The organism is Vitreoscilla sp. C1 (genome assembly GCF_002951955.2).
Classification (GTDB): Bacteria; Pseudomonadota; Gammaproteobacteria; order Burkholderiales; family Neisseriaceae; genus Vitreoscilla; species Vitreoscilla stercoraria.
In genome coordinates this window covers 938,848-951,689 of sequence record NZ_CP019644.2, presented here as the reverse complement: position 1 = coordinate 951,689, position 12,842 = coordinate 938,848, and the positions used below count along the sequence as shown (strand labels likewise).

The following is a 12,842-nucleotide window of genomic DNA, read 5'->3' as shown; positions in this document are numbered from 1 at the left end:
ACCATCAAGCGGCCTGTAAAACATTTACAGGCCGCTTGATTCATGACTTTCTATGCTTTGAAGCCATATAAATGCTTACATCACGTCCAATACCTCAATGCCCAACAAATCCAAGCCTTGCTTCAAGGTTTGACCAGTCAATTGAGCCAAAGCCAAACGAGAAGCCAACACCTCACCCTCAGCTTTCAAAATCGGACATTGCTCGTAAAAACGACTGAATAAAGTGGCTACGTTGTATAAATAGCTTGCCAAATGATGTGGGTAAGCGCTGTCCGCCACTTGCGTCAACACATCTTCAAATTGCAACAATGCCAATGCCAACTGTTGCTCAGCAAACGCTTCCACTTGCACTTGACCCGCAGCCACATTTTGCTCGGCCGCTTTGCGCAACACACTTTGTACACGAGTATATGCATATTGCAAATATGGTGCGGTATTGCCTTCAAATGACAACATTGTTGACCAATTGAAAATATAGTCTGATGTGCGAGATTTGGCCAAATCGGCATATTTCACGGCACCAATACCAACCGTATGACCAATGTGTGCCGCAGCATCGTCTGCCAAATCGGTATTTTTAGATTTGACCAAAGCCGTCGCACGCTCTTCGGCTTCTTTTAACAAGTCCATCAATTTGACCGTACCACCATCACGGGTTTTGAACGGTTTACCGTCTTCACCCATCATCGTACCAAACGCAATGTGTTCAGCCGCCACGTGTTCAGGCAAATAACCTGCTTTGCGCGCGGTGGTGAACAATTGTTGGAAATGCAAAGCCTGACGCGCATCGACCACGTATAACAAACGGTCGGCATTGAATTCGCTCACAGAATGGCGAATGGTCGCCAAATCAGTCGTAGAATACAAGAAACCACCACCTGCTTTTTGCACGATGTAAGCGGCATCATCGCCTTCTTTGTTTTTGAATTCAGGCAAAAACACCACTTTAGCGCCATTAGACGCCACCGCCAAACCGCGCGCCATCAAATCATCCACGACAGGCTGCAAATCATTGTTATACGCCGACTCACCGATGACATCGTCAGGCGTGAGCAAAACGCCCAATTTGGCATACACTTCTTCAGCATGCTCCATAGAAGACGCGACAAATTGACGCCACAAATCCAAAACCGCGTCGTCACCGCTTTGCAATTTCACCACATAATCGCGCGACAAATTGGCAAAGTCTTCATCTTCGTCAAAACGCACTTTCGCGCCACGGTAAAAGCCTTCCAAATCAGACAAAGCCATATCCGCATCGCCCGTTTTTTGCTGTTCGACCAAATACGCCACCAACATACCAAACTGCGTACCCCAATCACCCACATGGTTTTGGGCAATCACTTTGTGACCCAAACGCGTCAAAATACGGTTCAAGCTGTCGCCGATGATGGTTGAGCGCAAATGACCAACGTGCATTTCCTTAGCCAAATTAGGCGAAGAATAATCAATGACGATGGTTTGTGGGTTCGCCACAGGCACGATATTTAAATTGTCATCGTTCAAAGCGGCCTGTAAGGCTTGATTCAAAAAAGCACTGTTCAAACGCAAATTGATAAAGCCCGGACCTGCCACTTCAGCCGATGCAACAATGTCTTGTTTGGCAGCCAAAAAAGCCGCCACTTGCGTTGCCAAGTCGCGCGGATTGGTTTTGCGGCGTTTGGCCGCCCCCATCACACCATTGACTTGGTAATCACCAAATTCAGGCTTGCCCGCAGGCTGCAATAAAATCGCGTCTTCGTTCAAGCCAGCTTGGTTGAAAGCGTCCTGAACCACTTGAGATACGGTTTGATGTAAATTCATATTTTTCTTTGCTTAGGGCAATCGCCCTGAAGGGAAGGTTTGTCAAAAATCCAATAATCAATGGCTTTGGCGTTCGCGTTTGCTCGGTCCCACATGGTATAAAAACATGCTGATTAAGACCAAAATCGCCATCATCACATACAAGTATTGAAACCCTGTGAACGGCAACAACAAACCCAATACAAACGGTCCAAAGCCCAAGCCAATTTCCATGGCGATGAAAAAAGTGGTGGTGGCAACACCGATGCGGTGTGGCTCTGCCATGCGCACGATGATCGCTTGGGTGCTCGATTGCATATTGCCAAAGCCCAAACCCATTAACACCGCGCTGCCAAGCAACATCATACCATTGTCTGCTTGACTCAATAAGCCCAAACCCAATGCAAACAAAATGAATGCGGGATACATAACGGCATTGGCACCATGGCTGTCTAACAAGCGGCCTGTAAACGGTCTAGACACCAATACCGCCAAAGCATAGACCAAGAAAAACCATTTGGCAGTGTTGAGTAAGTCTTGCTCTGTGGCATACAAATTAATGAATGCCAACACGCTGGCATAACTCAAAGAAATCAACATCAAAACCCAAAACACAGGCAATGCTTTGACTTCAAAATATTTATTGATGTTAAAACCGTGAGAGACTTGCTGGGTTTTAGATTGGTGCAAAGCAGGCATAGGCATGATAAATGCCAAAACCCAAATCGCCACAGAAATGGCCGTACACAAACCGAATAACACATTAAAGCTTGAGTATTGCATCAATGTAATGCCCACAAACGGTCCAATGGCCGTAGCCAAAGTGCTGCTCATGCCAAAATAACTGATGCCCTCGCCTTTGCGTGCTGCGGGTATGATTTGAGCTGCCCACGTGCCGATAGCCGTACTGGACACGCCCACCATGAAGCCTTGGGCAAAGCGGGTCAATAACAACAACTCAATGTTGATTTTGATAAAATACAACAAGCTCGCCAATGCAAAGCCACTCAAACCCAACATCAAAGTTGGTTTTAAACCCATTTTAGGCATTAAACTGCCTATGCTCAAACGCCCAACCAAAGCCCCCACAATGAACAAACCTGTAATCAGGCCGCCCATGCTGAGGCTAGCTTGGTATGCTTGTTGCGAATAAACCGTAATAACCACCAGCAATAAGTAAAATACCAAAATCAAAGCAAAATTAATGAGGCCAGCAGCAATGAAATGCCGTGTCCACAAACGATAGCTAGCCATATTCGGCGATATCACGTCACTCATATATTCTGACCTTTTCATCCCATCAATCTTGTTTCAAATCCACGTCTTTTAATGCAATCAGACGGGTTTTGTAACGGAATTTGTGATAAAGGAAAAATGCTAAGAAAATCGGCACGCCCATATAGGTAATCAGCATCGCGCTCCAATCGACTTTGCCATGTAACAGCAAATCGGTGTCTTGTCCTGCAATCACCAACACACACAACACCAAAGCAAGCAAAGGACCCATCGGAAACCATTTGGCTTTGTACACCAATTCGTTCACATCTTTGCCTTGCAAGACATAAGCACGACGGAAACGGTAATGGCTGATGGCAATACCTAACCACGCGATAAAGCCAGTCAAACCAGAAGCGGCCAAAATGTATTGGTATGCTTGGTCATTGCTCAATTCAATGCCAAAAATCACCATCACCACCACACTGGTCAAAGCCAATGCCCACAAAGGGTTGCCGTCTTGGTTGGTTTTGGCAAACGTTTTGTAAGCCATGCCATCTTTACCCATGGCATATAACATGCGAGTAGAAGCATACATACCCGAATTGCCTGCCGATAAAATCGAAGTCAAAATCACCGCATTCATCAATGCCGCAGCAAACGCCCAACCCGCTTTTTCAAATACCAACGTGAATGGCGATTTGGCAATTTCATCCAAATTCGCGCCTAACAATTGCGGACTGGTATAAGGAATCAGCAAACCAATCACCAAAATCGCTAAAATGTAAAAAATCAAAATACGCCAAAACACTTGTTTGATGGCTTTAGGGATATTGGTTTGTGGGTCTTCTGATTCGCCTGCTGCCACGCCAATCAACTCGGTGCCTTGGAATGAAAAACCTGCAATCAAAAACACACCCAAAGCCGTTAAAAATTGGCCACTGAAGCCATCGCCCAAGAAAGGTGCATCACCTATGGTGAAGTTTTGAAAGCCGACATATTCGCCACCCAAAATGCCAAAAATAGTCAACAAACCCACAGCTAAAAATACGACCACCGTCACCACTTTGATCAAAGCAAACCAAAATTCTGATTCACCATACACCCGCACCGACAACGTATTCAACCCTATGATGACCGCCAAAAACAATAAGCTCCAAGCCCAAGAAGGCATGAATTGCATCGGTTCCCAATAAGAAATCACCAAAGCGGCAATCGAAATATCAACGGCAATCGTAATCACCCAGTTAAACCAATAATTCCAACCCAATGCAAAGCCCAAAGAAGGATCGACAAAACGGCTGGCATACGTGCTAAATGACCCTGCGACAGGCAAATATGTCGCCATTTCACCCAAAGAAGTCATTAAAAAATACACCATCAAACCAATGGCAGCATAAGCAAACAATGCCCCACCCGGACCTGCACTGTGAATGGCTTCACCACTGGCCATAAACAAACCCGTACCAATACAACCCCCAATGGCAATCATCGACAAATGTCGCGCTTGGAGATGCCTTTTTAATTCTGTATTATTTTGATTATTCTGCATATTTAAAGCAAAATCAGGCTGCCGAAACTCGGCAGCCTGATTATTTTTCCTAATTTAAGAAGAAATGATGCGAGCAAGCAAAGCTTTGTCTTTGCCTTGCATATTTGGAATGCGCACTTGAATGCCATTGCCTGGCGCCACATCGACACGTTCACCTTTGCGTTCGATGGTTTCTAACACCACTGTTTGGTTGCCTTGCGGGTGAATGACTTCGATTTTATCCCCCACAGAGAACTTGTTTTTCACCTCAACCGTTGCCCAACCTTCAGCATCCACATCAATCACATTGCCAACATATTGACTTTGTTTTGCCAAAGAATGACCATTCAAATAGTTTTGGTATTCTTGGGTTTGGTGGCGTTCCAAAAAGCCTGGCGTATAACCACGGTTGGCCAAACCATCAAGCTCAGCGAGCAAGCCCAAATCAAATGGGCGACCTGCAACCGCATCGTCAATCGCTTTGCGGTAAGACTGCGCCACACGAGCCACGTAATACATAGACTTGGTACGGCCTTCTACCTTCAACGAATCCACACCAATTTCAGCCAATTTGCGCACTTGTTCAATCGCACGCAAATCTTTGGAGTTCATGATGTAAGTGCCGTGTTCGTCTTCCATAATCGGCATCAATTCACCAGGACGATTAGACTCTTCAATCAAGAATACTTTGTCCGCAGCAGGATGGCGCACTTGGCCATTGATGCCTTGGAACATGCTGTCGGCTTCTTCTTTGTCACCATGGAAATTGAAACCATCCAAGCGTTGTACATCGCCTGCGGCATCGTTTTCAGTATCGTGTACTTTGTAATCCCAACGGCAAGCATTGGTGCACGTGCCTTGGTTCGGATCACGACGGTTAAAATAACCTGACAATAAGCAGCGGCCTGAATAAGCAATACACAAAGCACCGTGTACAAATACTTCCAGTTCCATGTCTGGACATTCTTGGCGAATTTCAGCGATTTCGTCCATAGACAATTCGCGCGACAAAATAATGCGCTCTACGCCGATTTTTTCCCAGAACTGCACGCCCCAATAGTTGGTAGTATTCGCTTGTACTGACAAGTGAATCACCGCATCAGGCCAACGGTCTTTGACTTTCATAATCAAACCAGGATCGGCCATAATCAACGCATCAGGATTCATTTCCATGATGGGTGCCATATCATCTAAGTAAGTTTTCAACTTAGAATTGTGCGGCAAAATATTGCTGGCCAAGAAGAATTTTTTGCCACGAGCGTGAGCTTCTGCGATACCTTGTTGCAATTCTGATAATTTTGAAAACTCATTATTGCGCGCACGCAAGCTGTAACGCGGTTGACCGGCATACACCGCATCGGCACCGTAATCAAAAGCGGTACGCATGCGCTCTAAACCGCCAGCAGGCAACAGTAATTCAGGTGATTTCATGTTTGTGGGTCTTGTGATGTGTGTTCAGCGCCAAAGCAAACAGCCGCTCAGCGCACAAATAAATAAAGCCCCTAAGGGCACGGCTTAATAATAAATTATGCGCTTTTTTGACTTTTAGGTCAATTTACACCCTAGTTTAAAAAATCAATTTACAAAAAATATCAACCACTTATGTTATTTAAATTTCAAAACAAAGTTCACACAAATACGGTATTTGAGTACAAATACCGCCCAAAACACACACAAGCCAGACAAAGCATGCTTTAATGTCCTTGTTTATCAAAACCCACGACTGCATGAGCAATATGAATACGCGTCCTGTCATCATCCAATCTTTATTGGATACCGATTTGTACAAATTCACCATGTTACAAACGGTGTTACATCAATTTCCACAAACCCACAGCGTCTATCATTTTCGTTGCCGCAATTATGACAACATTGCCTACCCTTTGCATGAAATCAAAGCCGAGTTAGACCAAGAATTGGACATATTGTGTGAGTTGAGTTTCACCCAAGACCAATTGGATTATTTGCGCTCGATGCGTTTTATCAAAAGCGATTTTGTCGATTATTTAGAGTTGTTTCGTCTAAAACGGCGCTTTATCAAAACTTCTGTTGACGCTGAAAACCGCTTAGACATCATTGTAGAAGGTCCGATGATACAAGCGATGTTTTTTGAAATTTTCGTGTTGGCCATTGTCAACGAATTGTATTTCCGCCGTTTGGAAACGCCTGAAGTGTTGGCAGAAGGTGAACGTCGCCTGCAAGCCAAAGCCGAATTATTGCGCCAATACGACCAGATACAAGGCGATGGTGAGCCGCCATTTTTAATTTCCGATTTTGGTACCCGCCGCCGTTACAGCTATGCGTGGCAAAAACATGTGATTCAAACCTTACATGCCGCTGCTCCGCGCATTTTACGTGGTACTTCCAATGTGCATATCGCCAAAGAATTGGGCATCACACCGATTGGCACCATGGCACACGAATTCATGCAAGCATTTCAAGCTTTGAACAATGTGCGTTTGCGTGATTTTCAAAAAGCGGCTTTGGAAAGTTGGGTGCACGAATACCGCGGTGACTTGGGTATCGCGTTGACCGATGTAGTCGGCATGGATGCGTTTTTAAACGATTTTGACTTGTATTTTGCCAAGTTGTTTGACGGTTTGCGCCATGATTCAGGCGACCCATACGAATGGGGCGACAAAGCGTATGCCCATTACCAAAAATTGCGTATCGATTCACGCACCAAAATGCTGACGTTCAGCGATGGTTTGGATTTGGAAAAATCTTGGGCTTTGCATCAATATTTCAAAGACCGCTTCAAAACCAGCTTTGGCATTGGCACCAATTTAACCAATGATTTGGGGCATGTGACTTTGAATATTGTGTTGAAATTGGTCTTGTGCAACGGTCAATCGGTTGCCAAAATTTCCGACACCCCCGGCAAAACCATGACCGACAACGACACTTTCTTGGCTTATTTGCGTCAAGTATTTGGTTTGCCAGAAGCATAAAGCATCCTAAAGCGATGCAGTGTGTCGATATCTATTGGTTTACAGGACGCTTGTAATGTTAAATGGTTTGAAATATTTATGTTTGAGCATGATATTGATATTGGGTTTGAGCGCTTGCCAAAGCGTTCCACTTGAAACTTCAACGCCACCTGCCATACCCATGACCCAAGCCAAAGGCGAATGGTCTTTGGTAGACATGACCGCGCCCAATGAGTTTGATATGAGCCAATTGCGCTATCGCATCAGTTTGCGCATCACGCGCCAAGAATTCAGCTTGGCCGCGCCTTGCTCACGCTTATTAGGACATTATCGCAGTAGCGCAACTGTCTTGCACTTTCAAAACATTGAGCAACGCGATATCGTCTGCGCCAATGTTGATGAAGCTTCATCGCTGCACCATTTGCTGCAACAAACCCAATATTATCGCATGTCTTCCGAAGACAGCATGCAATGGTTAGACCAACACAAGCAAGTGTTGGCTGTCTGGCAACGCATTTATTTATAATTGATTTGCATATACTATTTTCATGCTATTAAAGCGTCCTGTAAGCTTTACAGGACGCTTTATCCTTATGTCCGCCTGAAATGATATTTGAAACGTGCATTTGGCATTGAGCATCTTAAATCAACCATATTACAATGAGCACTTTACTTCATTTCGTTTTACAGAAAGCCGTATCCATGACGACCACTTACAAACGCTCTTCGACCATGCAAGCGCGCTTGGAACAAAATAAAAAAGCCATTTTTCAGGCCGCTCGGACTTTGGTAGCCAAAGGCGGTTTTAAAGAAGCTCAAATGGTGGCCATTGCAGAGGAAGCGGGTGTTTCAACAGGTTTAATTTACCGTTATTATCCTAACAAACACGAATTGCTGGTGGAAATTTTGGCGCAAGCAAATCAACAAGAAGTCGACATTTTAAATGCCATCATCGCGCGTCAAGACGAAGATGTGGTGCACAAATTGCGCAGTGCCGTCATGACATTTGTTTGTCGGGCTTTGAGTGGTCCCCATTTGGCGTATGCCTTCATTGCCGAACCCGTAGACACTTATATTGAAGGTGAACGTTTGCGCTGTCGCCGCTTATTGTCCAATACTTTTAAAACTTTATTATTGCTAGGAATGGCTGAAAAAACCTTTGCCATTGACGATGTCGACACCACTTGTGCATGCATTGTCGGTTCCATGCTCGAAGGCGTTATCAGCCCTGTCACACCCAGCACCGAAACCATACATGACAAAGTGCGTTTGGCATCGTGGATTGCCGATTTTTGTGTCAATGCCGTGTGTAAACAGCCACAGCCATAAAATAAAAATGCTGCCTTGAAAGCAGCATTTTTTATCATTCATGCTTCAAGCAAAATGCCGTTGCATGCCATCGTGTGCCAAGACAAATTTAGGTGGCAATGGTTCTTGTAAATGGGCAACCCATTCATCCATAGCATGACCAATGTGCGTCAAAATCATTTCTTTACAGCTTAATACCGTTGCCAAATATTGCACCATATTAAAATCATTGTGATTGCGAGGCGTTTTCGCTTGTGGTGGATATGCACAATCAATCACCAAAGCATCCAAATGCACACCACTCAAATAAGCCAATGTCTCATCAGGCAATCCTACCGTATCGGTCAAATAAGCCACTTTGCTGTTACCATTGTCAAACAAATAACCCAAAGTAGGTTTGGAATGGTTCATTGCCAAAGCGGTAACGATCACATTCTGCCATTGCCAAGCATCACCATGCGCCAAACGCTTTGAAAAATCCAAAATACCAGAATGTTTCAATAAATCGGCAAAACCCTCATCATCATGCGGCCCCAATACTTGTATGGATTCGCCCACGCCCCAACGCAAATGCAACAAGCCTTGTACATGATCGGCATGGTAATGCGTTTGCAAAATATGTTTCAACGTCCCCTTAGGGAAACGCTCCGCCAAATCAGTTAAGCCACTGTCAATGAGCAATTTGTGCCCATTGACTTCCAATAAAGCCGAACATGGCAAACGGCGATAAATTTTAATGGCTTGTGCCCGCATGCATATGAAACATTCACAACCATAAACGGGAATTTGCGCAGCATCTCCCGTTCCCAGCAAAGTCAAAGACATCATGCTGCCGTCTCCAACAATGCCAATTGCTGCATGTGCTCCATAAACTGTTGGTATACCGCTGGTACCGATTGATTGGCATCCAACACCACACATTCATCAGGCAAATGCTGCAACATCGCCACCGAGCGTGCTACTCTGGCCTCAATTTGCGCCAAATTTTCTCGACCTCGACCGAGCAAACGCGCCGTTTGCACCTCAGCGCTGACTGCCAAATAAACGGGTACACACACATTTTTCCAAGCGTCATCCAAAGCCTGAAAATGTTCACGCGAGCCATTGATTAAAACCATTTTCCCAGCATCCAAAGCGGTGTGGATTTCTTGACAAATGGCATATTGGTAACCATTTGCCTGCCAATGAAACGCAAACAAACCCTCATGTTTTGCCGCTGTAAATGCCTCAAGCGGCATGTAAACATGTTGTTCTAGCTGCGTTTCATTTACAGGACGCGTGATATAACGACGTGGAACATAAACCGCTTCAGACAAATGATTTTTTAACTGAGCAATCAATGTGTCTTTGCCTGAACCTGAAGCACCCATCAAATAAATCAAACGCCCTTTTCCCATCAAAATACCCGCTTTCCGCTCTTCCAAACTTGCTGTACCAACGGCAAATTTTGGTGTTTAACATGCACCAAATCGGCAATCTGACCCACCGCAATTTCGCCTCGATCATATAAATGCACCGATTGAGCAGGGTTTTTGCTGACCGTGCGTATCGCTTGCGGCAAAGTATAGCCAATATGCTCTTGCGTTAACATGAAAGCGGCCTGTAACAAACTGTTTGGATAATAATCGCTCGATAAAATATCCAATAAGCCCAATTGCGCCAAATAATGTGCCGAAATATTGCCTGAATGTGAGCCTCCACGCACCACATTAGGCGCACCCATCAACACTTTCAAGCCTTGTTGATGCGACAAACGAGCAGCTTCCTCTGTGGTTGGGAATTCGGCAATTTCCATCCCCAAACCCACCGATTCGTCCACATGTGCTGCCGTGGCATCATCATGGCTTGCCAATGCCAAATCGTATTCACGGCAAAATTCGGTAATCGACAAACGATTGGGTTGACTGTATTTTTGTGCATTAGCGACCTGTAACTCTGAAAAATCGTCCATTTGTGCATCGGTCAAACCATATTTACCTTGATAATACTCGCGGTATTTTTCAATTTTGGCAAATTGGCGCTGACCTGGTGAATGGTCCATGATGGAAACCAAACCCAAATGCTGATTGTCTTTGAGCGCCATGAAACGCTCATACGTGCTTGGATGTGCCACCTCACAACGCAAATGGATTTTGTGCTCCGCTCGCGTTAAACCCTCTTGTTGACTGGCAGTAATTGCGTCAAGCATGGGTTTTAAGTTGGTCAAACGGTCGCCCTTAGGGCTGATGTCACCAACAGCCAAAGCATCAAATACCGTTGTAATGCCCGACGCAATCATTTGGCTGTCATGTCCAATCACCGCCGACATAGACGGCCAATTCACACTTGGGCGGGGATTCATGAATTTTTCCAAATTATCGGTATGCAATTCTACCAAACCGGGAATCACATAATCCCCGCCAAAATCTTGCGCTTGCGGCAAAGTCGACAATGAAGTATCTATGGCTTTGATGACACCGTCCTGTAAAAACATCGAACCCCAAACCACTTCATCGGCCAACACCATCTTGACATTGCTTAAAATTTGCTCATTGGACATGGCTAGAAACCTCATTGGCAGAGACGTTAAATTGTTTGTCACCGATGGCTTGGCGTACGGTTTGGTCATGAAAAATGCCGACCATCGCCGCACCTTTGGCTTTGGCTTCTTGCATCAAATCCACCACCACTTGGCGATTGGTTTCATCCAACGACGCCGTTGGCTCGTCCAACAACAACACATCCCAATCCACCATAAATCCACGGGCAATGTTCACGCGCTGCTGCTCACCACCTGAAAACGTGCTCGGTGCCAAAGCCCACAAACGACTTGGAATGTTCAAGCGGCTAAGCAAGTCTTCTGCACGTTTTCGTGCAGCGTCTTCGCTCCAGCCACGCTCTAAAGCAGGTTCCATCACCACATTCAAAGTCGACACTCGAGGAATGGTTTTCAAAAATTGGCTCACATAACCGATGGTATGGCGGCGCAATTGCACCACGCTGCGAGGGTCAGCGCCGACCATTTCTACCCATGTATCGCCTTGTTTGACTTGTAAGCTGCCACCCGTTGCCAAATAATTGCCATAAATCATTTTCAATAAAGTCGATTTGCCACTGCCTGAGCGGCCTGAAAAAATCAAGCATTCGCCACTTTTGGCAGTGAAATTCAATTGCTGCAATACGTCCAATTGCACACCGTTTTGTTGGTGCAAAATAAATTGTTTACTCAGGTTTTGTGCCTGTATGCGTACGTCTGTCATGTCAAATCAAGCCTGTAAAATCGAAGAAACCAACAATTGTGTGTAAGGATGTTGCGGATCGTCCAAAATTTGGTCGGTCAATCCGCTTTCAACCACACGCGATTTTTGCATCACCAGCAATCGATCCGCGAGCAAACGCGCTACCGCCAAATCATGCGTCACCAAAATGATGGACAAATTGTATTGGCGTACGAGCGAGCGGATTAAATCTAACAATTTCGCCTGCACCGACACATCCAATGAACTCGTTGGTTCATCCATAAATACCAAGCGTGGCTTGGAAATCAAATTGCGCGCTATTTGTAAGCGCTGTTGCATGCCGCCTGAAAACGTGCGTGGCAAATCGTTGATGCGCGCTGCATCGATTTCCACTTGCGTCATCCATTCTTTGGCCGATTCATGCAAAAAACCATAATGACGCACACCTTGTGCCATCAAACGCTCGCTCACATTCGCGCCTGCCGACACATTCATGCGCAAACCATCGCGAGCATGTTGCTCAACAAACCCCCATTCAGTACGCAACAATTGACGACGCGCAGCTTCGCTACAATCATAAACATCCACTGGTTCGCCATTACCATGAATGTAAATCAACTCACCATCATTGGGTAAGATACGGCCTGAAAGCAAAGACAACAAAGTCGATTTGCCTGAACCAGACTCACCCACAATCCCCAAAACTTCGCCGGGATACAGGTCAAAATTCACATTTTGGCAACCTTGATTGGGGCCATACAATTTGGTCAAACCACGCACACGCAACAAAGCTTGCGTTTCGGTTTCTGTACTGTTCCAAGCCGCTTGTGGGCTCACAGAATCAACATGGGTATTCAT

12 protein-coding genes are annotated in these 12,842 nt (G+C 45.4%); 3 read left to right on the top strand and 9 right to left on the bottom strand.

Features of this window, described 5'->3' with window-relative positions:
- Positions 1 to 75: 75 nt before the first annotated feature.
- The 4 genes from argS to trhP all read right to left on the bottom strand — a co-directional run bounded on the left by argS (position 76) and on the right by trhP (position 5,959).
- A complete protein-coding gene (argS, locus tag ADP71_RS04695; RefSeq protein WP_019959048.1) occupies positions 76 to 1,803 on the bottom strand; it encodes an arginine--tRNA ligase in 1,728 nt (575 codons plus the stop codon).
- Positions 1,804 to 1,860: 57 nt separating this feature from the next.
- Positions 1,861 to 3,060 carry an MFS transporter gene (locus tag ADP71_RS04690; RefSeq protein ID WP_211206685.1) on the bottom strand — a complete coding sequence of 400 codons (1,200 nt, stop codon included), beginning with the start codon at positions 3,058 to 3,060 and terminating at the stop codon, positions 1,861 to 1,863.
- A gap of 22 nt (positions 3,061 to 3,082) precedes the next feature.
- The gene (locus tag ADP71_RS04685) at positions 3,083 to 4,489 is read right to left on the bottom strand and encodes an amino acid permease (RefSeq protein ID WP_019959046.1); all 1,407 of its coding nucleotides are present in this window, start codon (positions 4,487 to 4,489) and stop codon (positions 3,083 to 3,085) included.
- Between the two features lie 114 nt (positions 4,490 to 4,603).
- A complete protein-coding gene (gene trhP, locus ADP71_RS04680) occupies positions 4,604 to 5,959 on the bottom strand; it encodes a prephenate-dependent tRNA uridine(34) hydroxylase TrhP (protein WP_104931604.1) in 1,356 nt (451 codons plus the stop codon).
- A 305-nt stretch (positions 5,960 to 6,264) separates the two neighbouring features.
- Between trhP and pncB the strand changes: the two genes are divergently transcribed.
- The 3 genes from pncB to ADP71_RS04665 all read left to right on the top strand — a co-directional run bounded on the left by pncB (position 6,265) and on the right by ADP71_RS04665 (position 8,787).
- Positions 6,265 to 7,479 carry a nicotinate phosphoribosyltransferase gene (gene pncB / locus ADP71_RS04675; protein WP_216604038.1) on the top strand — a complete coding sequence of 405 codons (1,215 nt, stop codon included), beginning with the start codon at positions 6,265 to 6,267 and terminating at the stop codon, positions 7,477 to 7,479.
- 55 nt (positions 7,480 to 7,534) lie between these two features.
- Positions 7,535 to 7,984, top strand: coding sequence for an META domain-containing protein (locus ADP71_RS04670; RefSeq protein WP_019959043.1), 450 nt, complete (start codon positions 7,535 to 7,537; stop codon positions 7,982 to 7,984).
- A gap of 176 nt (positions 7,985 to 8,160) precedes the next feature.
- Positions 8,161 to 8,787: a TetR/AcrR family transcriptional regulator gene (locus tag ADP71_RS04665; RefSeq protein ID WP_104931603.1), complete on the top strand. Its 627-nt coding sequence runs from the start codon at positions 8,161 to 8,163 to the stop codon at positions 8,785 to 8,787.
- Between the two features lie 45 nt (positions 8,788 to 8,832).
- Here ADP71_RS04665 and phnP read toward each other — a convergent pair whose 3' ends face one another.
- The 5 genes from phnP to phnK are packed head-to-tail and all read right to left on the bottom strand — an operon-like array spanning position 8,833 to position 12,842.
- Positions 8,833 to 9,594, bottom strand: a complete 762-nt coding sequence (gene phnP / locus ADP71_RS04660; protein WP_019959040.1) for a phosphonate metabolism protein PhnP — start codon at positions 9,592 to 9,594, stop codon at positions 8,833 to 8,835.
- On the bottom strand, positions 9,591 to 10,163 hold the full coding sequence (locus ADP71_RS04655; protein WP_019959039.1) for a hypothetical protein: 573 nt from the start codon (positions 10,161 to 10,163) through the stop codon (positions 9,591 to 9,593). The genes phnP and ADP71_RS04655 overlap by 4 nt, the downstream gene beginning before the upstream one ends.
- Positions 10,163 to 11,305, bottom strand: a complete 1,143-nt coding sequence (gene phnM / locus ADP71_RS04650; protein ID WP_019959038.1) for an alpha-D-ribose 1-methylphosphonate 5-triphosphate diphosphatase — start codon at positions 11,303 to 11,305, stop codon at positions 10,163 to 10,165. Before phnM ends, ADP71_RS04655 begins: the two co-directional genes overlap by 1 nt.
- Positions 11,295 to 12,005 (bottom strand): phosphonate C-P lyase system protein PhnL, encoded by a 711-nt coding sequence (phnL, locus tag ADP71_RS04645; RefSeq protein WP_104931602.1) that lies wholly within the window; start codon positions 12,003 to 12,005, stop codon positions 11,295 to 11,297. Before phnL ends, phnM begins: the two co-directional genes overlap by 11 nt.
- Before the next feature lie 6 nt (positions 12,006 to 12,011).
- Positions 12,012 to 12,842 (bottom strand): phosphonate C-P lyase system protein PhnK, encoded by an 831-nt coding sequence (phnK, locus tag ADP71_RS04640; RefSeq protein WP_019959036.1) that lies wholly within the window; start codon positions 12,840 to 12,842, stop codon positions 12,012 to 12,014.